The organism is Salinicoccus sp. HZC-1 (assembly GCF_046736035.1).
Taxonomy (GTDB): Bacteria; Bacillota; Bacilli; order Staphylococcales; family Salinicoccaceae; genus Salinicoccus.
Map to the genome: position 1 here is coordinate 2403534 of NZ_CP177130.1, position 25730 is coordinate 2429263.

At 42.3% G+C, this 25730-nt stretch carries 23 protein-coding genes and 1 riboswitch; of the genes, 5 read left to right on the forward strand and 18 right to left on the reverse strand.

Annotated elements, in window-relative coordinates; all coding sequences use genetic code 11:
• Positions 1 to 8 precede the first annotated feature (8 nt).
• The 11 genes from ACKRAT_RS12535 to tcuA all read right to left on the reverse strand — a co-directional run bounded on the left by ACKRAT_RS12535 (position 9) and on the right by tcuA (position 12499).
• On the reverse strand, positions 9 to 311 hold the full coding sequence (locus ACKRAT_RS12535) for a metal-sensing transcriptional repressor (protein ID WP_411844461.1): 303 nt from the start codon (positions 309 to 311) through the stop codon (positions 9 to 11).
• 108 nt (positions 312 to 419) lie between these two features.
• Positions 420 to 1670, reverse strand: coding sequence for a cytochrome P450 (locus tag ACKRAT_RS12540; protein WP_411842716.1), 1251 nt, complete (start codon positions 1668 to 1670; stop codon positions 420 to 422).
• 44 nt (positions 1671 to 1714) lie between these two features.
• Positions 1715 to 3115 (reverse strand): bifunctional 2-methylcitrate dehydratase/aconitate hydratase, encoded by a 1401-nt coding sequence (locus tag ACKRAT_RS12545; protein WP_411842717.1) that lies wholly within the window; start codon positions 3113 to 3115, stop codon positions 1715 to 1717.
• Positions 3112 to 4032 carry a methylisocitrate lyase gene (prpB, locus tag ACKRAT_RS12550; RefSeq protein WP_411842718.1) on the reverse strand — a complete coding sequence of 307 codons (921 nt, stop codon included), beginning with the start codon at positions 4030 to 4032 and terminating at the stop codon, positions 3112 to 3114. The genes ACKRAT_RS12545 and prpB overlap by 4 nt, the downstream gene beginning before the upstream one ends.
• A gap of 6 nt (positions 4033 to 4038) precedes the next feature.
• Positions 4039 to 5544 (reverse strand): tripartite tricarboxylate transporter permease, encoded by a 1506-nt coding sequence (locus ACKRAT_RS12555; RefSeq protein WP_411842719.1) that lies wholly within the window; start codon positions 5542 to 5544, stop codon positions 4039 to 4041.
• Between the two features lie 12 nt (positions 5545 to 5556).
• Complete coding sequence (locus tag ACKRAT_RS12560) at positions 5557 to 6006, reverse strand: tripartite tricarboxylate transporter TctB family protein (RefSeq protein ID WP_411842720.1); 450 nt, start codon at positions 6004 to 6006, stop codon at positions 5557 to 5559.
• 24 nt (positions 6007 to 6030) lie between these two features.
• The gene (locus ACKRAT_RS12565) at positions 6031 to 7014 is read right to left on the reverse strand and encodes a tripartite tricarboxylate transporter substrate binding protein (RefSeq protein WP_411842721.1); all 984 of its coding nucleotides are present in this window, start codon (positions 7012 to 7014) and stop codon (positions 6031 to 6033) included.
• 132 nt (positions 7015 to 7146) lie between these two features.
• Complete coding sequence (locus ACKRAT_RS12570; protein WP_411842722.1) at positions 7147 to 7815, reverse strand: response regulator; 669 nt, start codon at positions 7813 to 7815, stop codon at positions 7147 to 7149.
• A complete protein-coding gene (locus ACKRAT_RS12575; RefSeq protein WP_411842723.1) occupies positions 7790 to 9418 on the reverse strand; it encodes an ATP-binding protein in 1629 nt (542 codons plus the stop codon). Before ACKRAT_RS12575 ends, ACKRAT_RS12570 begins: the two co-directional genes overlap by 26 nt.
• A gap of 117 nt (positions 9419 to 9535) precedes the next feature.
• Positions 9536 to 10957 carry an SLC13 family permease gene (locus tag ACKRAT_RS12580; protein WP_411842724.1) on the reverse strand — a complete coding sequence of 474 codons (1422 nt, stop codon included), beginning with the start codon at positions 10955 to 10957 and terminating at the stop codon, positions 9536 to 9538.
• Positions 10958 to 10999: 42 nt separating this feature from the next.
• The gene (gene tcuA, locus ACKRAT_RS12585; protein WP_411842725.1) at positions 11000 to 12499 is read right to left on the reverse strand and encodes an FAD-dependent tricarballylate dehydrogenase TcuA; all 1500 of its coding nucleotides are present in this window, start codon (positions 12497 to 12499) and stop codon (positions 11000 to 11002) included.
• Between the two features lie 121 nt (positions 12500 to 12620).
• Here tcuA and ACKRAT_RS12590 point away from each other — a divergent pair, with 121 nt between their 5' ends.
• Positions 12621 to 13487 (forward strand): LysR family transcriptional regulator, encoded by an 867-nt coding sequence (locus tag ACKRAT_RS12590; protein WP_411842726.1) that lies wholly within the window; start codon positions 12621 to 12623, stop codon positions 13485 to 13487.
• A gap of 139 nt (positions 13488 to 13626) precedes the next feature.
• Here the strand turns inward: ACKRAT_RS12590 and ACKRAT_RS12595 are convergent, their stop codons facing one another.
• The 6 genes from ACKRAT_RS12595 to ACKRAT_RS12620 form a co-directional block, all read right to left on the reverse strand.
• The gene (locus tag ACKRAT_RS12595; protein ID WP_411842727.1) at positions 13627 to 13806 is read right to left on the reverse strand and encodes a hypothetical protein; all 180 of its coding nucleotides are present in this window, start codon (positions 13804 to 13806) and stop codon (positions 13627 to 13629) included.
• Positions 13807 to 13876: 70 nt separating this feature from the next.
• The gene (locus ACKRAT_RS12600; RefSeq protein ID WP_411842728.1) at positions 13877 to 15661 is read right to left on the reverse strand and encodes a S9 family peptidase; all 1785 of its coding nucleotides are present in this window, start codon (positions 15659 to 15661) and stop codon (positions 13877 to 13879) included.
• Positions 15662 to 15778: 117 nt separating this feature from the next.
• Positions 15779 to 17812, reverse strand: coding sequence for a glucose-specific PTS transporter subunit IIBC (gene ptsG, locus ACKRAT_RS12605; RefSeq protein ID WP_411842729.1), 2034 nt, complete (start codon positions 17810 to 17812; stop codon positions 15779 to 15781).
• Positions 17813 to 17926: 114 nt separating this feature from the next.
• Positions 17927 to 18772, reverse strand: coding sequence for a glucose PTS transporter transcription antiterminator GlcT (gene glcT / locus ACKRAT_RS12610; protein ID WP_411842730.1), 846 nt, complete (start codon positions 18770 to 18772; stop codon positions 17927 to 17929).
• Between the two features lie 124 nt (positions 18773 to 18896).
• Entirely contained in the window at positions 18897 to 20066 is a 1170-nt protein-coding gene (locus ACKRAT_RS12615; RefSeq protein WP_411842731.1) for a M20 metallopeptidase family protein, read from the reverse strand.
• Positions 20067 to 20224: 158 nt separating this feature from the next.
• Entirely contained in the window at positions 20225 to 20899 is a 675-nt protein-coding gene (locus tag ACKRAT_RS12620) for a hypothetical protein (protein WP_411842732.1), read from the reverse strand.
• 324 nt (positions 20900 to 21223) lie between these two features.
• Between ACKRAT_RS12620 and ACKRAT_RS12625 the strand changes: the two genes are divergently transcribed.
• From ACKRAT_RS12625 to ACKRAT_RS12640, 4 genes are all read left to right on the forward strand, one after another.
• Positions 21224 to 21553: a winged helix-turn-helix transcriptional regulator gene (locus ACKRAT_RS12625; protein WP_411842733.1), complete on the forward strand. Its 330-nt coding sequence runs from the start codon at positions 21224 to 21226 to the stop codon at positions 21551 to 21553.
• Between the two features lie 179 nt (positions 21554 to 21732).
• Positions 21733 to 21834, forward strand: a riboswitch (SAM riboswitch).
• A 95-nt stretch (positions 21835 to 21929) separates the two neighbouring features.
• The gene (locus ACKRAT_RS12630) at positions 21930 to 22961 is read left to right on the forward strand and encodes a methionine ABC transporter ATP-binding protein (protein ID WP_411842734.1); all 1032 of its coding nucleotides are present in this window, start codon (positions 21930 to 21932) and stop codon (positions 22959 to 22961) included.
• Positions 22951 to 23601 carry a methionine ABC transporter permease gene (locus ACKRAT_RS12635; RefSeq protein ID WP_411842735.1) on the forward strand — a complete coding sequence of 217 codons (651 nt, stop codon included), beginning with the start codon at positions 22951 to 22953 and terminating at the stop codon, positions 23599 to 23601. Before ACKRAT_RS12630 ends, ACKRAT_RS12635 begins: the two co-directional genes overlap by 11 nt.
• A 17-nt stretch (positions 23602 to 23618) precedes the next feature.
• Positions 23619 to 24434, forward strand: a complete 816-nt coding sequence (locus tag ACKRAT_RS12640; RefSeq protein WP_411842736.1) for a MetQ/NlpA family ABC transporter substrate-binding protein — start codon at positions 23619 to 23621, stop codon at positions 24432 to 24434.
• 32 nt (positions 24435 to 24466) lie between these two features.
• Here the strand turns inward: ACKRAT_RS12640 and ACKRAT_RS12645 are convergent, their stop codons facing one another.
• Positions 24467 to 25633 (reverse strand): MFS transporter, encoded by a 1167-nt coding sequence (locus ACKRAT_RS12645; protein ID WP_411842737.1) that lies wholly within the window; start codon positions 25631 to 25633, stop codon positions 24467 to 24469.
• Between the last annotated feature and the right edge of the window lie 97 nt (positions 25634 to 25730).

Genomic DNA, 25730 nt, shown 5'->3' on the forward strand with positions numbered 1-25730 from the left:
TCCCTCCCTTACTTGGAAAATTGTTTTAACACGGCCATGAGTTCTTCTATGGAATCGTCGCCCTCACCTTTGGTGATGGCATCACTTACACAATGTTTCATGTGGCGTTCAGTGACCGAATATCCGACATTTTTAAGCGCAGATTGGATGGCACTGATCTGTACGAGGATATCCACACAATAGCGGTCCTCTTCGATCATCTTCTGGATTCCCCGCACCTGTCCTTCCACCCTTTTGAGACGTCTCATCACTTTTTCTTTTTCCTCATCCGTTCGTGGGGTCACTGCATGGTCATGGAGATGTTCTCCCATATCATCACGTCCTTTTCTTCTTAACCCCATTATACCCCCTAGGGGTATTTAAGTCAATGCTCCATTTCCACAGTAAAAAACCGCCGGCAACAGCTGACGGCGGAAGATTCACTTGAATCTGTAATTATTTATTTTAACTTTATCATTGGGAACAGCGGGTATATCATTGAACTCGAAATCAAAATCCTGATCCGGAACATCATATTCCATCTCATTCACCAGGAAGTCCACTGTGGATTTCATCATGACGATAGTAATGAATTCACCCGCACAACGGTGGCCAAAGTCATAGGTGCCTCCGCCCTGGGGAATAAAGTTGAACGGTGTCTGCTGCCAGCCTTCAAAGCGTTCCGGCATAAACTGCTCTGGATGCACCCAATCGTCAGGATGCCGGTTGGTTCCATATAAATCGAGCAGAGTAAGCGTACCTTCCTCAAATTTGAACCCCTTCCATTCAAAATCAGCATCCGTTCTGGCAGCTGCGAATGGGAAGAATGGATAATACCGTCTCACTTCCTGAATGAACCATTCAATTTTCTGATCATCTGCACCTTTTAATTTTCCTTTTTCCCCGGGGAACTCGTGCAACGCCAGCCCAATCATTGCCGTCCACACGCTGACAGCGGTCATGGGCCGGATTAAATTTAGCAGCTCCACTGCCACAGTTTTCTTATCAAGCATTTCCCCATTTTCATCCCGATGCCATGAAAAAGTATACACTGCTCTATGTTCATCGACTGATATTTTTCCATTTCTGACATCATCTACAATGCCTTCTATCCAATCGTTGGCTTTAGAACGGGAAAACCTGCCTTTCCAATGCTGGACGCCGAGTGCAGCAGGAGACTCGAAAAGATCAGATATCTGCCCGGCCCGTTCCACCGTCTCTTTTCTTTTCAGAGGAACACCGGTCCATTCACAGGCTGTTTGAAGGGTCACTATTTTCGCAGCTTCGTACAGCTCAATCGTCTCTATACTGCCTGTCTCTTCAAAATACTTTCTCCAGTATTTTCTCATCAAGAGATCGATTTCACCCATTGCATCATCATCCATCAGAGTCATGAACATCGCTTTTCTGTGCTGATGTTCCGTACCGTCCAGCCCCTGCAGGCCTCCTTTGCCAAAAAGCGTTTTCTTCACTCTTGAGGGCGCAGCGTCACTTCTTCTGAACTTGCTGTTATCATAGAATAATTCTGCGCCTTTACTGCCTGTTAAACAAATCGCTTTCTCTCCTAGGATCCTCGTTTCAAACACATTCGTATTCAAATCTTCTTTTCTGTTAAGAATAAAATTATAGCCTTCTTTTAAAACACTTAACGTTTTGTCGAATCCTTCATCTTTAGGTATTTCTCCGGCCACAGTATTCCTCCTATAAAGTCATATTTAGAATACTCTTCCCATTATCATTGAAATTCATACATGAAATCGCATATATCCATACCCATTAAAGATTCTCTGTCGTCAAAAAGACTTTTAAGGTGTCCAACTTTTTCTTTATCAAAATAGCTGTTTAAATTACTTTCAAATTTTCTGTCAATGACAGGCTCGACCTCGTTACGTCTAAATTTATGGCCAATGGGATACTCTACTTCTATTTTCTCAGATTCTGTCCCATCTTCGAAAATCAGCTGCACGGAATTCGAAACTGATCTTTTTTCCGGATCTAAATAATCTTTTGAGTACTTTTTGTTTTCTTCAACTTTCATTTTGTTAATCAATTCATTAATTTCAGGGTGGCTTTCATGATATTCGTCTGCATAGTATTCCGTTTTTAAATCTCCATTAAGTAAACTGACAGCGATAATGTATTCCAATGAATGATCTCTGTCAGAAGGATTCTGTAATTCTCCCTTATTCGCAATAATTCTGATTGCTGATTCATGCGTGGAAACTCTTATTTCTTTGATGGCTGCTAATTTCCCGTGATATTTTTCATTCAGTTCCATTGCAGCCTCTGCGCCTGTCTGACCATGGAATTCTGCAGGGAAATCTGCTTTAAATAGAATGTTGTTCACTACATAATCATCCAACTTCTTTGAAAGATTAATATTATTGCCATTCATAATATTCTTGTTGAATCCCCACTCGGGTTCACTGAGTATATTCGGGTATCCTTCATTTAATTTATCAGTGAGCAATGCCAGACGCACACCTCTCATAGTTGCATCACCTGCTGCCCAGGATTTCCTTGTCGTGACATTAGGTGTATGCCTGTAAATACGAAGTGTTGCCCCATCTGCGAACCCGTTGCTCACAGTGTTCCGGACCGTCTCCTTGTCTCCACCAATCAGCTTTGCTGTAACTGCAGAAGTAGCCAGTTTTACAAAAAATACATGATCATATCCGGCCCGGTTTAAACTGTTAGTCAGTGACAGAACGCCTTGAATTTCATGTGCCTTGATCATGGCAGTAAGTACATCCCGTACAGTCAGTTTACTTCCTTTAGAGGACTGAGAGTACGATGCGGCAAGGATACCTCCAAGATTATCAGATGGATGTCCCCATTCTTGTGCCAGGAAGCAATCATTATAATCCAGCCACCTCACCAGTAAACCGATATTCCAACTTGCATCCAGAAGACCAAGAAGCCCGCTGTTTCCAGGGACTGGTATACCGTTTTCTCTATAGTTCCCTTCTTCTGCCGGCCCGAGCATCATCTGGCACTGGGCATTATTCAATGATTTGATCATACATCCCATGCTGTCCTTTAAAATCAGGAGAGCTATTTCCGACGTATCTTCATCGAATGTCTTTTCTTCTGTAACATACTCAGCAATTTCTTCAATTACATCATCGTACTTCACTTGTTTTCCTCCAGTTCACCCGGCAATACTGTACGATCGATTTTGGTATCCATCTCTTCGTACTCATGCAGCTTTAGAATTTCGTACAGCTCTTTGCGGGTTTGCAGTTTATCGAGTACAGACTGTTGGCTGCCCGTTTTATGAATCACTTTATATGTTTCTTCAACATTATATGCAGCAGCTCTGAGAGAAGTCACAGGGAAAATCACCAGATCAATACCGATATCAGAAAAAGTTTCCATATTAATATAATCAGTTTTTCCAAATTCAGTCATATTCGCAAGTACAGGTATATCAATTTCTTTTCTTATATGACGGAAATCTGCTTCTGTCTTCATCGCTTCAGGGAATACAATATCCGCTCCGGCTTCTATATATGCTTTCAACCGGTTGACCATACCTTCCATTCCCTCTACAGCATAAGCGTCGGATCGTGCAACTATTTTCAAAGTGGGCGCCACCTGTTTAATCATTTGGATCTTTTTAACCATTTCATCTTTTGGTATTAATTTTTTACCATTTAAGTGTCCGCATTTCTTGGGAATCTGCTGATCTTCAATTTGTATCGCAGCCACCCTTGCTTCGACCATTTCAAGACAAGTTCTTGCGACATTCAACGGCTCCCCGAACCCATTATCAACATCGACCAATAAGGGGAGATTTGAAGCACGGACAATTTCACGTGCCCGCCCTGCAACATCTTCCAGCGTTAATAGACCTATATCGGGGATTCCTTTGCTTGCAGATAGTGCACCTCCGGAAAGATAAACATGCTTAAAACCGCTCTTTCTAGCCAAAAGGGAGCTCATGCCATCATGAGCTCCAACTACTGGTAGTGCGTTATCTTTTTCTACGTTCTCCATAAATTCCGATGCCAGTTGCCGCTGGCTTTTAGCATCTTCTATAATCCATGTCATTCTTTATCATCCTTTATTATTAACATTCACTCTGGAAAGACGGTTGAACAATGCCGGCAGGAATACAGAAAGTATTGTCAATGCCGCGAAAAGCATAGCTATAGGGGATGCAGTAACTATTCCCCAGAAACTGTCATAACTTACATTCGCCATTCTAAAGTTCTGCTCCATCTGGCTTCCGATAATAACTGCCAAAATAAGTGGTGCAGTAGGAATATTTAATATTTTCATAAACAGACCGATAACACCAAATATTATTAGTATGAAGAAATCGATAATGCTGTATCCAAGTGTATATGTTCCGATAAATGCCAGCACCAATATGATTGGATAAAGAATTTGCGGTGGTGTTTTCAATATTTTAATCAAAAATCCAATTAAAAGTATATTCATGATGACCAGCGCAATGTTACCAATGAATAAACTGTTGATAAACGTCCACGCAACTTCAGGCTGGTTTTGGAACAGCATCGGACCAGGCTGCAGCCCGAGCATGATGAGTGCACCGAGAATTACTGCAGTTGTACCTGAACCGGGTATTCCCATTGTAAGTAACGGTATAAATGCACCAACTGCCGCTGCGTTATTGGAAGACTCCGGTGCTGCGAGACCTTCTGGTGCCCCTTTACCAAACTCGTCACCACGTTTGGAAATTTGCTGCTCAGTTGAATAACTGATCATAGATGCAATGGATCCGCCTGCGCCCGGTAGTATACCGACTAAGAATCCAATCGGCGCCTGGCGGATCATCGGCCAGAATGAACGGCTCCATTGCTCTTTCGTAATCCATGTCTTACCGACATCTTCTTTTATTCTCTGATTTTCGTCTTTAATAAGTAAGATGTTATAGAGTACTTCACCTACGGCATAAATACCGATAATAACTACCAGAAAATCTATTCCCTCACTCAGATGCGGTATATCAAATGTATAACGGTATACACCTGACTGGGAGTCAATTCCAATCGTAGTGATTATAAGGCCCAGCAGCATTGAAACGAACCCTTTGATCATATTCCCTTTTGAAAGTGATACTACAGCTGAAAGTGTAAATAAAAGAAGGAAAAAGTATTCTGCCGGTCCGAATTGTAATGCAAAACTTGCCAGCGGTTTAGCCAGGAATACAAACCCTATAATTGCCACGGTACCACCGATTAAGGATGCCAGTGTTGCCAGTGTTAAAGCCTGACCCGCCTGCCCTTTTCTCGTCATTGGATACCCATCAAATGTGGCTGCAATCGCCGAGCCATCCCCTGGAGTATTTAATAATATCGAACTTCTGGACCCACCGTACATTGCTCCGTAGTAAATCGCCCCCAGGAGAACAAGCGCACTTGTAGAATCCATACCAAAAGTAATCGGAATAAGCACTGCCACTGCCGTAGCCGGACCAAGTCCCGGTAGCATACCGACAATTGTTCCGAGGAGCCCACCGATAATAATGAACAGTAAGTTCTGGAAACTCATGGCCGTTGTAAAGCCTTCTAAAAAACTATTCCAATCTACACCCATCGATACGCCTCCTTATGGCAAACTAACGCTTAACAGTTCTGCGAATGTATACCATGACACAGCTGAAAATAATACTGCCACGATGATATTCAATAACCATTTGCGTCTTCCGTTTATTAAAAATAGTAAAGCTGTTAAAAATAATACTGTTGAAATTAAAAATCCTATGCGTTCAAATAAGAATGTGTAACCTAAACACAATACCAACACAATGATTACTTTAATCGTCAGTTCTTTATCAGCGAATATCTTATATGCTGTAAACGCTTTTTTCTTATCTTTAACCTCTGATAAGATATAAAGAATCGACAGACCTAAAAGCGAAAATCCTATCAGCAGCGGATAATTCATCGCTGCTGTAGGATTACCAACTTTTGATTCAGGTAAATTGAATGTTAGTATCAGATAGATTACGGAAATTACTAATATGATTGAAGGTACTATAAATCTAATGATCTCCACCCACTTTTCCGTATTTGATTATGCTTATTCAGTCAACCCTGCTTTTTTCATAAGGTCATCATACATCTCATTCTGTTCTTCAAGGAATTTAGTTGTCTCTTCACTGTTCATATAGTAATCTTCCCAGCCGTTGTTATCGAGCACTTGCTGCCATCCTTCAGTTTCGACCATCTGACTGAATGTTTCATCCCAATATGCAATTTCTTCCTCTGTCATATCAGGTGGTCCCATGATTCCTCTCCAATGCGGGAATGTAAAGTCGATTCCCTGATCCTGCCAGGATTCAATGCTTTCGTCTTCTGGAATTGGAGCATCAGCAGTCGTTGCAATAATATCTATATTGCCGCTCAAATGCTGATCAAGTGATTCTGAGATGGAAAGCGTTGCTACGTCAACATGCCCTCCAAGAAGTGCAGTCAAAACATCGCCACCACTTTCATAAATCATAAACTCAAGCTGTGATACATCTACACCGTATTCCTCGGCCACACGTACAAATGACAGATGGTCGTTGTTTCCAAGTGCTGGTCCAACAGCAATTTTCAGTGATTTAGGATCTTCTTTAAGTTTATCAAGCATATCTATACCATCTTCAATATCAGATTCAGACGGCACCGCAACTGATATCCACTCTGTGGCAAGGACTGCCAATGGTGTGAACTCTTCATATGTAAGGTCACTTTGACCCAGAAGATTATTGGCAATGACAAGACTCGAGTTGATTGCGAGGGAGTGACTGTCCTGACCTTTGAGATATTGCCAGCCTACTTCTCCTCCACCGCCCGGTTTATTTACAACGTTAATGTTCTGTTCAACAATGCCTTCTTCATCCAAAACATTTTGTATGGCACGTGCTGTTGTGTCCCATCCGCCACCGGGTGTTGCCGGTGCAACAAGCTCAACATCTTTATCAGGATATTCTGCTTCTGATGAACCGTTACTGCATGCGCTGAGTACAAGCAGAACCGACAGCGTAATCATCGAGAGAAACTTCATACGATTTTTCATAAATACAACCCCTTATAATATTTTAAAAATTCTTTTTATTACTTGCTTATATACTAAATACTTTCACACCTAATGTAAACGCTACCAAAGTTAAGAATATAAAAAACTTTATGTTATTAAAAAACATAAAGTTCACGACATGTTGCTTTTATATCTTTTCTCCGGTCTGCCCTTATCCCCAAAATCCTGGAAAACAGTTAATTTCCCCGTCTTTCTTAAATACTCCAAATACCTTCTGACCGTTGTTCTGGATGTCCCGAGATGATCACCCAACTGCGCAGAAGTCCACTCCTTCTCAATTGAAAAAGTATCTTCGATTTTTTTAAGGGTAACCGGGTCTATGCCTTTCGGAAGTTCATCTTCCTTAACCGGATTCACCCGGCCGAAATAGAAGTCTATTTTTTCCTGATCAACCTCATTGGCTTCTGATAATTCTTTATTCCTTATCAGATAATCGTTGACAACTTCACTTAATTTATCCAGCTTTACCGGTTTCACCAAATAGTATAGAACACCGAGCTGCATCATACGTCTTACCCGTTCTCCTTCCTGGCTGGCAGTAATGACGATAAAATTCATATATGGATAGCTTTTTAATGTTTTCTCTATTAATTTGTCACCGGACATATCCGGCAGATAAATATCGACCAGCATCAGATCGATATCATTTTCTTCTAATATTTTGAAACAATCCGATGCATTGAGAGATGTATGTATTTTATTTATCGGAGTGTTTTGAAACAGATACTCCTTATACATCTCCGCTATTCTGAAATCATCCTCGACTATCAGGATATTCATTTTCCCCGCCTCCTTGTATAAGTGGAACTTCGACTGTAAATGTGGTTCTGCCTTCAACAGACTTTACATCTATATAACCATTAAGAAGTTCGACATTATAGTTGACATTAAAAAGACCGTATCCTCTGTTTATTCCGCCATCTTTAGTTGAATATCCTTTTGTGAATATTTCATATTCATCATTTATCCCTGCACCGTTATCCTGAACCATAATCTCCAGCCATCCTTCGAAAGCACCAATATAAAAATTGATTTCAGGTTCTTTCCGATCAACCACCGCTTCTATTGCATTGTCAACGAGATTACTGATAATAGTGATCAAAGCATTAATGGTGAACTTGTCAGAAATATTATCCATCTGACTTTCATCGTCAATATTAAACTTCACCCTTTTTTCATTGGCCTTGTTCATCTTAGCAATCAGAAGTGCCTTGATATGGTCTGCTTCAATACCTTTTAAATTGTTCTGATAGGCATCTATATCATTTATCTCATCATTGAGAACTTCTCTGATCCCCCCGTATTTCTCCATTTCCAACAAACCCGAAATAAGGTGTAATCTATTTTTATACTCGTGGCTCTGTGCTCTTAAGTCATCAAACAGAGATTCTACAATAGTCAGCTTATTGGAGAGCTCCGACATTTCTGTCATATCCCGCAATATGATTACATGCCCGGAAAGTTCTTCTTTTTCATATAGATTATTTACAATCACAATAATTTCTTTATCATTTAATTGTGTTTCAAAATATCTAATCCCGTTTCTAGAGCCATCATTTTCCAGCATTGTATCCATACTGCTCCCAAAATAATTTCTTATATTAAACTCATCCAGACTGGCATTTTTAGAAATATTAAGATATTCCTGCGCAGCATTATTCACATAAATAATTTTACCGGACAAGTCGGAGGCTATGATTCCTTCGTCCAGGGCAGAAAAAATATTTTCCCTGTTTTTTAATATCATCGTAATTTCTTTGGGTTCATAACCCAGCGTCTGTGATTTTATGTATTCTCCAAACCATCTGCTGATAAAAAAGCTGATAATAATAAAAGTGAAAATCATAAATATTAATTGATAAAGTTTATCCATTATCTTTTCAATGATTTTACTTTCAAAATAACCCACTTTCACTACACCGCTTAACTGCCTGGCTTCATCCCCTGCATAGATGGGAGCCATCGCCAAAATGGAAGGTTCCAAATACTTATCTGTCTGTTCAGTGTAGTAGGCACCGAAAATGTTTGCTCTGGCGTCTTCCTCAAATGGCTCATGCTCACCAATCATAGAAGGATCCGGGTGGGAAATAATAATCCCTTCCCTGTTTTTTACAATAACGAAGTCTATGTCATTTTCAAAAATATATTTGTTGGTAAGCGCCTGAATCTTTTCATTATCACTTAAATCGTCTCCATCAACCAATGACGGCAGAAAAGAAATGGTTTTCGCAGATTGCAGTGTTAATCTTCTGGCGTTATCGTAATATTCATTGCTTGAGTGATAGAGATAAAACACTGACAAAGAAATGATGATCAAGCTCATCACACCAATTAATATCCCATTTATTTTTGTTTCAAGACTTACATCTAAAAGTCGTCTCATAGTGATCATTCTTCCTCAAATGAATTATTAATCATTATAACAGTAATATATGGCGCATTGAAGGCGATCACCACAACATTTTCGAAATATTGCAATAATCTATTATTCCCGGACTTACTACCACAGCATCCAGTAGGATGAAGCAGCTAGAATCGCCATAGTGATAAAAATACATGTAGAGAAAGTTGCTATGACATAATGATCTTTCTTGCTGAGCACGCCTGTCTGGAATGCAAAGTATGAAGTGGGGGAATGTATGGGAAATATATTTGTGCCGCCCACAATCATAATGACAAGAAACGCTATGCTCAGAGCAGGTATATCTGCAATATTCGCATAAGAAATAATCACCGGAAAAATAACGATAATAGCAGAGGACGGAACGATGAATATCATTCTGAATGCGAATGTAATCAAAGCGATGAGTATAATTTTTAAAATCATGCCGGAATCCTCAGGGACAAATTGCAGCATCTGCTCTGCGATTACTGAGGCTGTGCCGTTTTCTTCCAATAAAATCCCTATAGAAAAGGAAGCTCCAAGAAGCAGGAAATTTTCCCAGTCGAATGCCCTGATGTCTGCGTTGGTCAGTAATCCAACTTTTGGAAGCGAGTAAACGACCAGCAGCAACATCGGAGGCAATAAAGTAGGAACTATATTATTATCCGTAATCGCCCATGTCACAATCATTATGCCAAAGGTCGCAATCACAAACCAGAATCTCTTCCTTTCAAGCGCTGTTTCGAAATACTCTTCTGTCTGAGATGTTTGGGATTCAGGCTCTTTCAAAATTTCAGAAGGATATGAATGGTTCAGATAGTTCCATGTAAATACATTTACCAAAAGTAATGCCGCCCATAGAGGCGGAGCAATAATTAGAAACCACTGCAGCCAGCCGAGGTCTGCAACATTATAATCACTCAGCAATTGAGCTGCCAAAACAGGAAAGCCCCCGCCTGTGTACACAATCATCGTTCCATTCTGATTCATCAACCCGATAACATACAATGCATATTTTTTGAAAATGCTCCTGTCGGAAAAACCAAAGGCATCATTCAGCCTGTCTACAAACGGCAGCAGCATCTTCAGCCTGGCAAATGCAGACGGCATGAGCACCGGTAACATTGCTATCATAAGCGGCAGTGCGACCACTATTGCTTTAGGCCCTCTTTTATTTAATTTTAACAATTGAGAAGCGACAACTTTGTCCACTCCGGCTTTTATCAGCACTCTGCTGAGTATCGTTAAGATTAATATGAAATATAGTGCTGAAGATAAAAAACCCGTCATTGCCCCCTCTACCGAATCAACCAGATTAAGAATCAGCATCATCGCAAGCAGCAATATACTTGCAGCGCCGGAGGGTAATGGGGAGATTGTCCAAAGATAAATGGCAAGGACAAGAAGCCCCACCGTCCTTTGCTGTTCAGGATTGAAATCCTGAAGAAAGGTCGATGGAGCGATGAAAACAAGTGTGATAATAATCGACAATACAATTATATTAAAAGGTAACGTAAAGCGCCTTCTGTTAATTTGCATAAATATTCCACCAGCTTCCGCAAGTTCCAGACGAAAATCTAACTAGTTCAGAGTTTTCTCTTCAATGCATTCTGTGGCGGATTTTCCAGCTGTTCTGCCAAAAACTGAGCCTGACATCAAACCGGATCCACCCGGATAGTTATGATAGAAAAGTTCTCCCACCATTTCTCCAGCTGCGTATAGACCTTCGACCGGGTGGCCGGATCCATCCAGAACTTCTGCTTTGTCATTCACTTTAATCGCACCGAATGTAAATGTAATTCCACATGTCACCGGGTAGGCATAGAAAGGTGCTTTATCGAATCTCAATGCCCAGTTTGTTTTTTCAGGTGAGATTCCCTGTGTGGACTTGCCATCTTTGATACTTGGATTATAATTTCCATCCTGTACCGCTCCATTATAATCTTTTATCGTTTTCAGGAAAGATTCTTTGTCCACTCCCATTTTCAGTGCCAATTCCTCTAATGTATCGGCTTTGAAAACCGTCGCTTCATCAAGGTCGTATTCCACCCTCAACATCGGGCGCACCTGGCTGTCATACAGTTGAAAAGCTTTATGTTCAGGCTGCTTCAATGTCTCTTTTCCATATTTGGCATACGTGTAATTACGGAAATCGGCCCCTTCATCAACAAAGCGCTTTCCTTCCGTGTTCACAATCAGACCAAGTGGATAAGATGATTTCTTATAAATATCACCCGGCTTGCTGTAATCGCCGACTCTCGGTGCATTATAATCCGTTGTATGGGCATGGCATCCGTCGTATTGACCTGCACGCACGGCACCGGCTTCGAGTGCCATTGTAATGCCGTCACCGGTATTATATTCACTGCCCCTTACAACTGCATCTTCCCATTCATCCCCCAGATGCTCCATCCGTTTCTTCTTATTTGCTTCGAAACCGCCACAGGCCAGAATAACAGAATCTGTTGAAACAATAGTTTCTCCATCACCTTTTCGGTTTACATGAACCGCAGAAATCTTTCCATCCGCCTTCTCCAGTTTGACTGCAGGTGATTCATACCAGATCTCCACGCCTTTTTCTTTTGCTTTCTTAAAGAGCGCTTCAACGAGGCCGATGCCTTTGTTATCGGTTTTCACCGGCAGTCCACCCCAAAAAGTCTTTTTACCGTCTTTTTCGAAGAACTGGTTTTCATTCATAACGAACTTTACACCCTGCTCTTTCATCCATAGAACTGTTTCGTATGATTGCGAAACAAGATGGTCTGCCAGCTCCGGATTACTTTTCCCTTTTGTCACTTTCATGAGATCTTCATGAAAAACACCAGTATCGTATTCCGGCATTTCAATATTAGAAGCTTCTTCTGCCGATAAATGGTCAACTACACGCCTTATGCCATCGAGGTCCTTGTATGCGAAACGGATGGCACCATCAGTGAAGAATGAATTGCCGCCGCGTTTATGTTCCGGTCCTTTTTCGAGCATCAATACTTTTGCGCCTTTTTCACTAGCTGAAACCGCAGCACTGAGTGCGGCATTTCCTGTCCCCACTACAACCACATCAAAATGTTTATTATTCTGCATCTATTTCTCTCCTCTTTTGTGTTTACTGGTTAACTCTATATTATGAGAATGTTTGACATAAGTAAAATATATATATTAAATAGTAATCAATAGAATTTTTCTATTTCAGGGAGGATGCGGAATGACTGAAAAAGATTGGTATTTGCTCATAAGCCTTTACGAAGAAAGGAATATTACAAGAACTGCCAAGAAATTATATATATCCCAGCCTTCGATTACATATCGGATTAAACAGCTGGAAAAAGAATTCGGCATCGCACTTCTGCACCGGGGAAATAAAGGGATTACCTTCACCAGCGAAGGAGAATACATGGTCAAGTATGCCCGGAGAATGATAAAAGAACTCAGAAACACAGAGGACACTTTGGCAAACATGAGCGAGAAGGTTGCGGGGACACTCAGATTAGGTTCGTCCAGTAATTTTGCCCATTACGAACTGCCTGATATATTGGAAGGATTCATCAATCAATATCCTGGTATGGATCTCCAGCTCAAAACCGGCTGGAGCTCCGACATCATCGGCCACCTGCAGGACGAATCTATTCATGCAGCATTCATAAGAGGCGATATAAAATGGAATGGCAAAAAAATATTGATTAATGAAGAACATATGAGTGTCGTATCAAAGCATAAAATAAAACTCGCGGATCTGCCCCGTCTGAATTATATAAAGTATCAGACTGACCCTCTGCTGAAAAGCACTTTTGATAACTGGTGGCTGAAACATTTTGATATTCCTGCCCACACGGCAATGGAAGTGGACCGTATAGAAACATGCAAAGAAATGGTCAAAAGAGGTCTCGGATATTCATTGATGCCGAATATCAGCCTCCATGACGAAGATGATTTATATACCATTGATATGGAGATAGAGGGACAGAGCATCGTCCGTAATACATGGTTCCTATATAAAGAAGAGATGCTTGATTTAAACATGATAAAAAGCTTAAACCATTTCGTAAAAGAACATTACGGTTTAAACAACTAATAGGATTTTTCATTATATGCTCCCATTTCTTCTGAACAAAACAGCAGTTCGACTGAATTTTTGTGACAGAAAATAAATACTCCTCCATCGATCATTGATAAATTACCATTTTGCACATAAAAACCCGGTTTCCCGGGTTTTAAATTGAACTGAAGATACCGCGTAAAAATCTAATAATCAGACTCACCGTTCCGAAAAACGCTTCGAACATTATTGAATACCAGGTGTCCTTTTTCCATGAATCCTGCATTTGCGGCGGCTTCTCTGCTTCACGGTCCAGCTCACGGCGCGTAATATTCCATTCAGAATCCCGTTGCATGACATCAGCCTCCTGTAAGAATATTCTAGCTTAGTCATCCATACCCTGAATATCATAGTTTAGTTTAATTTCATTGGTGTTTTTCGAGGAATTCGAGCATCGTCTCGTATACTTTGATTTCATTTTCTTTTTTGGAGAAACCGTGTCCTTCATCTTCAAGCACCAAATACTCGACCGTTCTGCCGGCATTTCTCAGCTTTTTGACAATTTGATCGGACTCTTCCTTCACAACCCTCGGATCTTTTGCGCCTTGAATGACAAGCATCGGCTTTGTCATCGTTTCCAGGTAAGTCGTCGGTGAATCTTCGGTAAACTTCTCTATATCCCGCTCCGGGTCACCCACCCAGCGTTCCATGATCGGTTTCCAGTGTTCAGGCACTGAATTATAGAATGTGAACAAATCGGATACTCCAAAAATATCCACTACCGCCTTGAAATATTCAGGGTGTCTTCCGTGCAATAGAAGCGCCATATAACCACCGTAACTTCCACCGACCAGGAATAGCTTTTCAGGTGAAGAGATCCCCTGGTCAAAGAGCCATCTTATCCCTTCCACATTATCCAGCCTCGGACCTTCACCCCAATCCTGTTCAACCATTTTCACAAAACTCGCACCGTATCCGGTGCTTCCTCTGAAATTCGGACAGAAGATGTTATAGCCTCTGTTCAAAAGCATTTGGAACATTGCACGATAAAACTTTCTTTCTGCAGCCTGCGGTCCGCCATGCGGCCAGAATATCGTATAGCCATTGCTATTTTCCTCTTTGGCCCTGAACAGCAGCGCTTCGATCTCCAATCCATCATACGACTCATATTTAACCGTTTCAGGATCAACCATGTCATCACCGGTAACACCAAGCACCTGGTTTTTTGTGAGCTGAATCCATGAATCCCCGTCATATCTCCAAATATTGACTGGTGAAACTGCGCTTCCTGCCAATACGAAAAGATCACCGCTACGTGAGGTGACATATTGATCAATGGATTCAAAGGGAATCGAAATTTCATCACTGGTCTGGGTGTTCAGATCATAATAATATAATTTGTCTCCCACCCCTTTTTCAGTGACGATATAAAGCTTATTCGTTTCTTTATTAAAGATTACAGATGTAACCGACTCATCGCCGAAGTCCATCACTTTGGAAAATTCCTGATCCGTCAAATTATACTTGGCCAGGTAGGCGTATTCACTTTCATAATTCGTGGCGAACCAGACCTCATCCTTATTGATGAAGTGGATATCCCCCACCGTGTGCACATTATCCCTGTCCGGAGTGACGTATTCATAACCCGCCTCCGTCTGGATCATGCCGAGAATATAAGTATTCGCATACATCTTCAAGTAGGCAATGTTTTTTTCATCGGATGATATATCTGCGATATACGTTGCAGCATCATCACCTTCAAACAGGAGTTCGTGTTCATCAGTTTCTAAATTATAGACTTTGGAATTCAGGAAACTTTCGTTGTCCTTTGAAGTGTTGTAGTATATCCTCTTCCCGTCTTCAGACAGACTGGCGAAGTAATACTTTTCATCAGGCCCGCCGGTAATCAACGGCTGAGGCACGCCGCCATTCGGACCAATCGCATAGATTTGATAATTCTCATCCCCATCCTTATCAAATCCAGCCAGAACAAATCTGCCATCAGGGTCAAATTTGACAAAATTCGTCGCTTCATTTTTCTCAGCGAACAAGTAGGGATACCTGTCAGCCGTATCCATCGCCCAGATGTTCTCTTTTCCGTTCAGGTTCGTACTGAAAAACAATTTTTCTCCATCCGGGCTTACACTGAAATCGCCAATATTATACGACGTAAAATACTGTTCGACGGTCGGTTTTGGAAATTCAATCATTGTTCTGTCCCCTTTGTTAATATATATTTACACCATTGATTTTAGAGGACCCGCCAGTGATATACAACAGATAACAAAAATGAAGCCAGGCACGGCCTGACTTCATTTTATACTTCACTATTTAATATTGATCACTATATCATCATTTGAAACCGCACCATTTTCTCTCGCTGCGATTTCCGTACCCGCCGGTCCTGTGATGATGATTGGTGTAATGTCGCTCTTAGCGTTTTCTCTAATGTAGTCGAGATCCACTTCCATCAGAACATCGCCTTTTTTAATTTTATCCCCTGTTACAACTTTAAGATCAAAGCCTTCGCCTTTAAGGTTAACAGTGTCGAGTCCGAAGTGGATGAGAACTTCCAGTCCACCTTCATTTACCAGACCGAGTGCATGTTTTGTCGGGAAGTCTGTAACGATTTCACCGTCAAATGGTGCTCTTACTGTACCGCTTATCGGTTTGATAGCGATACCGTCACCCATCATCTTCTCACTGAATACCTGATCGGGCACTTCAGAAAGATTGACTGCTTCCCCTTCAATTGGAGAATAGATGTCTTTATTTTCATCCGTCATGATCTGTGCTGTCGCTTCGCTGACAGTTTCATCATCCTGTGTCACTGTCGTTTCTTCAGGAGATGAAATGTTGCCATCCATAATCTCTTGCATGTCATTTTTAATCTGATCGGATTTAGGTCCAAAGATCGCCTGCATATTATTGCCGACTTTCATCACACCGGAAGCACCGAGTGCTTTCAGTTCTGCTTCATTCACAGATGATGTGTCTGCGACTTCAACGCGGAGACGTGTGATACATGCATCAAGATGTTTGATGTTCTCTTTGCCGCCCATTGCTGCTAGGACGTTGAACGGAAGTTCCTGTACCGTTGATGCAGTTGTTGTTCTTTCTTCATCTTCACGACCAGGTGTTTTCAAGTTTAATACTTGAATCAATACGCGGAAAAGCACGTAATATATTACCGCGTAAGCAGCACCCACTATCAGCACCCACCACCATTCGGTTCTATTCTGCAGAATACCGAACAGGAAGAAGTCGATGAAACCACCTGAGAATGTATAGCCTAAATTCAAATCAAGCAAGTACAGAATCAGGAAGCTGAGCCCATCAAGCAGAGCGTGCAGTACATACAATATCGGCGCTACGAACAGGAATGAGAATTCAAGCGGTTCAGTAATACCTGTCAAGAAACTCGTCAATGCACCCGAAGCCATGATACCTGCAACATATTTTTTATGCTGCGGCTTGGCTGTGTGATACATCGCCAATGCTGCTGCCGGCAGACCGAACATCATTACCGGGAATTCACCCTGCATGAAGTTACCTGCTGTGAGTTCAACTCCGTCACGTATTTGTGCAAAGAATATATTCAGGTCGCCCCGTATGATTTCCCCTGCTGCGTTAGTATATGTTCCAAACTCGAACCAGAACGGTGCGTGGAAAATATGGTGCAGACCAAACGGGATGAGCAGCCGTTTAATTGTACCGAATGCAAACACACCAATGGCCGTATTTTCTTCCATCAGCCATAACGATACTTCATTGAGGCCTGTCTGGATTGGCGGCCACACGATGTACATCGCCAGACCGATAATGAACGAGAATACTGCTGTGACGATTGGCACAAAACGTTTACCTGCAAAGAAACCTAAAAATGCCGGTAAATTGATGTTGAAATATTTGTTGTATGCCCAGGCGGCCAGAACCCCGATGATGATACCACCGAATACACCCGTCTGGATTGTCGGCACGCCGAGTACTGCGGCATATGCCGGGTCTTCTGCCGCCATTTCCGGCGTAACGCCTGCAATCTGCCCCATAGTAACGTTCATGATCATATAACCGACGAATGCCGCAATCGCTGCTACTCCGTCCCCTTTGGCAAGACCTACAGCAACACCGAGTGCAAACAGCAGCGCCAAGTTATCAAATACGACACCGCCTGCAGCCTGCAGCATGTCAGATAAAGCAACCAGCCATCCCGCTTCCAGGAAAGGCAGCCAGTCTATCATTGCTTCTGTCTGCATTGCCGCACCGATACCGAGCATCAGCCCGGCAGCCGGCAAGATCGCAACCGGCAGCATCAATGCCTTACCAATGCGCTGAAGCTGTCCAAAAAGCTTCTTAAACATAATATTGTCCTCCTGATATTCAGATTTATAAAGAATCAACAGAAAAAGGGCATGAGTATACAGGTATAGTCAAATAAACTATTCCTATAAACTCATGCCCTTCCGGTAACACGTCTATTTAGAATAATGCTCGAAATGTTGTATGTGCATGGTCAGGTAAACGACTTCAGAATCGTAAACTTTCCGCTGCAGTTTGTTCTGTATCATCTTTACTATTTTCACTGCTATATTATAGCATACAGGATATTGCGCTTTCAACAGTGAATCGAACTGTTCCTGGGTCGGCACACTTTCGCCGTTCATCACCCTTTGTACGCAAAAACTGATGTGGCGCACAAACCTGTCATACTGGATGGAGGACTGATCCACTTTCGTATCCAGTCCATGTTCGATCATTGTGATCGCCTGATGCACCACTTCGGATAGAACATTCATATCCCTCAGGGAACGGTTATATATGGAAGAATGCACATGCAGTGCGATAAAACCGACTTCCGCGTCCGGCAGATGGATACCGTATTTCTGATTGAACATATCCACAACGGCTTCCGCTATTTTATATTCCTTCGGATAGAGCGCTTTTGTTTCATTGACGAATGGATTGGACATCTCCATCCCCTCTTCCAATCTTTTCATCGCAAAAAGCAGATGGTCTGTCAATGAGAGCAGTATCCTGTTGTTTATTTTCTCGGAAGTCATTTCATCAATGAGTTCAATCGCTTCCAATGTGGACTGGAAAAGCGTTTCATCCGCCATTGTAAGCAAAGTCTGGTACCTGCTCGTATCCTGCTGACCTTCCAGCTTATACACTTTCTCCGCCTGGTCGATTTCCAGTGAATCCCCCGGCTTTTTGCCAAATCCTATCCCTCTGCCGATCAGGATGACCTCTTCAAATTCATCTTTGCCAATCACAACATTGTTGTTTAACGCCTTTTCTATAGTGACCACTATATATCCCACTTTCGTTTTCTGCTCATTCCAATATATAGGAGGCCATGGCGACTTACAAGAATCTTAACCCTTGAAAAACCCCCCAAAGTTAGATTTATGACTCTAACTTTGGAGGGCAGTAACAATTCCCGCTTTATGCTTTTTTCTTTTCTGTCGCGAAGCTGACCAACGCATTGATTGCTGTTTCTATACTTTTTTCCGAGAACACCACTTCAGGACTGTGAAGCGAATAGCCGCTTTCTTCAACATCTTTCATCTTGGTACCGATACGGAATGCCGCACCGACATAGTCCTGCATGTAGAAAGCAAAGTCCTCAGATCCCATGGACGGCTCTGAAAGTTCATGGAATACCGAAGTATCTCCGCAATTTATGAAATCTTCGACGAGTTCCTGATTGTTGATTACAGGCGGGCAGTACTTGCTGTACTCGATCTCATATCCTGCACCTGACATTTCAGTCAGTTCTTTTGTATATTCTTCAATCATGTCCTTCGCCATATCAATGGATTTCTCGGAGAAACTGCGGATCGTCCCTCCGAAATGACATTCCCCGGGGATGACGTTGTTCTTTTCGCCCGCATCTATCTGCCCGACTGTAATGACTACGGGTGTTGCGGGATCGTTAAACCTTGATGCGATCCCCTGGATGAACTGAATGATGTTTGACGCAAGATAAATCGGGTCTGCCGTTGTGTCAGGATGTGCGGCATGACCGCCTTTTGCCGTTAACTTCACATTAAACCCTGTCGATCCCGCCATCATATCTTCTTCCCTGTAGCCGATCAGACCTTCTTCCAGAGTCGGCCAGGTGTGGAACATGATCATCTTATCAACCGGGATTTCAAGACGTTTAAGTTCTTCTTTAATATATTTCGCGCCTCCCAGAACCTCTTCAGCAGGCTGGAAGATGAAGACGATATTGTATTTTAATTCATCATGCATATCATTGATCACTTTCGCAAAACCGTACATGATGCTGGTATGGATATCATGGCCGCATGCATGCATCACGCCTTCATTTTCAGATTTGAAATCGAGATCCGTCATTTCTGTAATCGGCAGAGCATCCATATCCGCCCTCATCCCGATATAATCATAGCTTGGATCTTTCTCCAGCACTCCGATTAAACCTGTCTTTTCATTTAAATCGTAAAATTTTATATTTGTATCTTCGAGTCCATTTTCTATAAGATTCGTCGTCTGGAATTCCTTAAAGCTCAGTTCAGGTTCTTTGTGAAGCCTTCTTCTGAAATTGATTATGTGCTCCAGATGATTATCCAACACTTCATCTTTAACAGTCATTTTTAGACCACCTTTTCGATTTATATAATAAATCCTTATATAATACTAATATCCATTAAAGACAGTGTTAAACGTAATCACTCTGTTTACTGAGCACGCGTATTAACCCCTCCATATAAAAAAAGGCTGAAAGATTTCCCAATCCCCCAGCCTCACTACTATTGATTTGATGCGATTCCGCATGATTCCGCCACCACTTCGACGAGGTGTTTCACTTCAACCTGATCATTCGTTCCACTTAAATCGATTCCTGGTTTTGTATGACTCCGCCAGCCGAAATTGGAAGTGATGATGAGATCCGGCTTTACTTCCTGAACCTCATCCCGCTGCTTCTCAATAAAGTTCAGCCCGGGTATCTGTTTAATGATCTTTACCGGTTCATCGAATATCTTCTGTATATTCTCCAGCTCGTATGGGGACTGATAAACAGCAGTTCTTTCCACCTCATGTTTAAATTCCAAGTCGGCCATATCCATGATTACAGAGATGTCCCTGACTTTATTTGTAAATGTTTTCGCACGGTCGTACCAGGCTGTACCGGGGACGAACAATTTGTCATATTCCTTCAGAGCCATGCCGCCCCCGACGATTGTATTCACTATATAATCAAAACCATGCCTCTCATAAGCCTCAATGTTTTCCATAGCGCGTTCCAGCGCCTGGTCAAATCCGGCTGTGCTGTCATTCATGTATCCGCAATCTGTCCGGTCTTCTACATTGGTTACCTTCATATTGCCCGCTTCCATAACCTTGATCACCAGCTCATTGATATCGGAAAACACTGAATCCCCTGAAGACCCTTGAAAAACTCCAACGGAAATTATTTCTGTCATTTCCTCATCCCCTTCCCTGAAAATCTTCTATTATTTATATTGGAAACCATTTAGCTGCCAGCCACATTCTCTGTTGAATGCGCTTCCATCTTTATATATAAAAAGTTTCTGTATATGACACTTGATGCCAGGCTTGCGCCCCTCATTTGTATACGCTTTCATTATACCCTGAAAAATGGTTAAAATCAAAACTATTATTGAATACTTTTCGAACTTTTTATACATCACTCTAATTATAAACTGATTGGGGGATAACGAGATTAATAGTATTCATTTGTAAAAATATTATTGATGGGGTTATAATGTTATCCAAGGAGTGATTAAATGGATTATTCAATCTGTCCAAAATTTGAAAATGCCATGGGTGTCATAGGCCAGAGATGGACGGGTCTGATCATCTTTCAATTGATTGATGGACCTAAACGTTTCTGTAACCTCGAATCTTCCATGGGTGTAAGTGGCCGTGTTCTTTCCGAACGTCTTAAGTCACTTGAAGTAGAAGGCATTGTTGAACGCGAAGTTTACCCGGAAACACCGGTGAGAATAGAATATAAGCTGACTGAAAAAGGCAAAGCCATCGAACCGTTTATGAAGGAGCTTCAAAAATGGGCGGAAGAATGGTGCGAACCTAAGTCGAGTCTTCAGGAAGCATAATCGGATAGACATATTCGAACCCTGCACTTTTATACAGTGCGGGGTTTTTTATCCGGCTTATAAGTTTTCTCATTTCTTAAATTTTTGAAAATACTCATTGACCGGAATATTAGTTTTCTGTTAAACTTCTCTTTACATTCTCAAAATCCACATTTTATTACACAACTACATACGATTTATTCTTATCAAGAGAAGCAGAGGGACTGGCCCTGTGAAGCTTCGGCAACAACTCATTCGAGTAATGTGCCAAATCCAGCAAGCAAAAGCTTGAAAGATGAGGAGAACTATTTTATAGATATTAAAAAAGTCCTTCTCTATTTTTAAGAGAAGGACTTTTTTAATATCTAAATACGGGTGCAGGCAAGGAGAAATTCATATGATCGAATTTAAGGATCTGGAAAAGACTTTTGAAGGGAAGCACGGGGCCGTGCATGCTTTGAAAGATATCAATATGAAAGTTGAAGAGGGAGAAATATACGGTGTGGTCGGTTTCAGCGGCGCGGGTAAAAGCACTCTGATCAGATGTGTCAATTATCTGGAACAGCCGACCCATGGCAATGTAATTGTTGACGGTTCGGATTTAACCCAGATTTCCATCAAGGAAATAAGAGAAATCAAGAAGAAAATCGGCATGGTTTTCCAGCACTTCAATCTGCTGAACTCCAAAACAATTTATGCCAATGTGGCGATGCCCCTGATTTTAGACAATACACCGAAAGCGAAAATCAAGGAACGCGTGATGGAACTGCTTGAATTTGTCGGTCTCGATGATAAGGCAAAAGCTTATCCCGATCAGCTGTCCGGCGGACAGAAACAGAGAGTTGGCATTGCACGCGCCTTAGCGACCCAGCCTTCAATTTTATTATGCGACGAAGCAACTTCTGCACTGGATCCCCAGACAACGTCCTCCATACTGAATTTGCTTAAAAAGATTAATAAAGAGTACAATATCACTATTTTACTGATCACCCACGAAATGGCGGTAGTGAGGGAAATATGCAACAGAGTGGCTGTGATGGAAGGCGGAAGTGTGATTGAGGAAGGTACGGTTTTTGAAATCTTCTCGGATCCACAGACACCTACCGGTAAAAATTTCGTCAACACTGTCATGCATACGGAAATTCCAAAGTATGTTACTGATATGATCAGAAACGATGTAACCAGTAATGATGTCTACCGCATCAACTTCGTTGACCATTCGGCCGGCAGACCGTTCCTGTCGCAGATTTCAAAGAAATTTGATTTGGATGTCAACGTATTATTCGGAAATATCACAGAGCTGCAAGGTGTTCCATTCGGCAACTTGATTGTGAAATTCCAGGGGAATAAAAGTGAGATCCTTAAAGCCCTGTCTTACCTGGAAGACAACCAAATTGTTTACAGCGAGGTGAATTCAAATGCTGGTTAATCAGGATCAAATCTTAAGCGCTGTTATTGAAACGGTTCAGATGGTGACTGTGTCCTTCCTATTCTCCATATTACTCGGCCTTCCTCTCGGGATTGCATTGTTTGTAACGAGAAAAGGACAGATTCTTGAAAACAAAGTGATTTTCAGTATTTTAAACATCATCATTAATACATTCAGATCCGTTCCATTCATCATTTTACTTGTGGCTATCATTCCATTTACACGAATAGTCGTCGGCACTTCTATCGGAACAGCAGCGGCCATCGTACCAATGATTGTATTCGCGGCACCTTATATTGCACGGCTCGTAGAGAGTTCCCTGCTGGAGGTGGATGAAGGAGTCCTTGAAGCCGCGGATGCCATGGGAGCTACACCGCTTCAGACGATTTACAGATTTTTATTGCCCGAAGCGCTCAGCTCACTCGTAGTTAACTTCACGATTGCGACAATCGGTCTGATCGGTGCATCCGCAATGGCGGGCACTGTCGGTGGCGGCGGTGTCGGTGACTTGGCCATTACATACGGTTATCAGCGGTTCGATACAGTAACAATGGCTATCACGGTCATCATACTCATCGTCATGGTACAAGGATTACAATCACTCGGCAACTTCCTGTCACGCGTTGTCGGAAGAAGATAAAAAAGGAGAAGATATTTATGAAAAAATCATTTTTAATAACAATTATTTTAGCGGTATCAGCTATTCTTGCTGCCTGCGGGGGCGGCGAAGAAACTGTCAAGGTCGGAATCAGTGGTACAGACACTTCCACTTGGGATTTCGTTGCTGAAAAAGCAGCTGAGGAAGGCATCAATATTGAAATCATTTCGTTTAACGACTACGTACAGCCAAATACAGCCCTGGCAGATGGTGAACTCGATATCAATTCATTCCAGACTGTGGCCTATTTCGATGAATTTATCGAAGAGCGTGATTTAGACCTGGCACCGATTGCCACTACATATCTTGCACCGATGGGATTATACTCCGATTCACTCGGAAATCCCGAAGAGATTCCTGACGGCGGGAAGATCGCTTTACCAAATGATGTGTCCAACCAGGGCCGTGCATTGATGTTGCTGGAGGCTGCGGGACTGCTGACCCTTGTCGAGAACTACGATGGTCTCGGTTCAATCTCTGAAGCAGTTGTCGAAAACCCTAAAGATCTGGAGCTTGTCGCAACATCACCGGCGCAGATTCCGAGAGCGCTTGGTGACGTGGACGCCGGCGTCATCAACAACGGTATCGCAAGAGATGCAGGATTCAATCCGATAGAAGATTCAATTCATCACGAAGATGAAACCGCAGTGGACTACGTCAACATCATTGCGTCAAGAAGTGAAGATACAGACGATGAGACTCTGCAGAGAATCGCCGAACTCTTCCAGGAAGAAGATACGAAGCAATTTATCCTGGAAGAACATGAAGGCTCCCTCATCCCTGCATTCCTGCCGCTTGAAGAAATCGGCTGGTAATAAGAAAAGCTCCCGAATATCGGGAGCTTTTCTTATGCACTTTTCGATTCGTATCTTCCGTAAACCAGGTAATAGACCAGAAACCCGAGTGCGACCAGTATGATCATTGAACTGTAAAGACCGCCGTAGCCAAGCGACGGCACGAGGCCTCCGAGCACATATGAACCTACTCCGAGCCCGAAGTCCAATGCGATGAAATATGTGGATGTTGCCAGTCCCACGTTTTTGGCATCCGCGATTTTGATGCACAGTGCCTGGGATATGGACTGGAAGTTGCCATACCCAAAGCCGATCAGCACCCCCGCCAGCAGCAGCATGAACCCTGAGTTCGTCTGTCCGAGCACCAGATAACCGACGGCCAGTACAATCAGCGACGGATACATGACGACATTGGCACCCCTCTGGTCCATGATCCTTCCGGTAACCGGCCGTGTGATCAGAATGACGATTGCGTATACCAGGAAGAAGTAGGATGAGGCCGCAAGAAGATCATTTTCTTCGGCGAACAGAGCGATGAATGACAACACTGTTGAATATGCCATACATATCAGGAGGACGACAATTCCGATTGGCATTGCTTTTTTATCGATCCACTCGAACTTCGGCTTCGGTTCCTTCGTCAGATCGACTGTCGTATTATCCGTCTTAACAAAGACCGTGAATACACTCGCGATCAGCACAAGCAGGAATACGATCAGGAAGAGCATCTGATATTCTATGTACTGCAGCAGATAAAATGCCATAAACGGTCCCAGTGCCGTGGCGATGACAAAGCTCAGGCTGAAATAGCTGATTCCTTCGCCCCTTCTGCTCTTCGGCAGTGCAAGTGCCGCAAGGGTCCCGACTGCGGTCGTCGCAACTCCATTGGAAAGGCCGTTGAAGAACCTTACAATGAGCAGCAGTGTCAGGTTATCCGCGAAAAAGTACAATCCATATGTAATGATAAACATGACCGTTCCGATATACATGATTTTCTTCGCACCGATCAGACTCAGTTGATGGCCGGTAAGTATCCTGCCGAGCAGTGACCCTACAATGAAAATACCGGCAACCAGCCCTGCGGTGCTGGTGGAAATCCCGAACTCATCCACGGCATATCCACTGATCGTCACCATGAGCAGGAACATTGCGAGCATGATGAAAAAATTGAATATGAATACTATGATAAAATCTTTTGTCCAAAGACGTTCTTTTGCCATTCAACCATTCCTTAAACTATCAAAATATAGTATTTCAAACTATAAAAGAATCATATCATATGTAAAAGAATATCATGCAGAATTTTTTTCGCTGCCA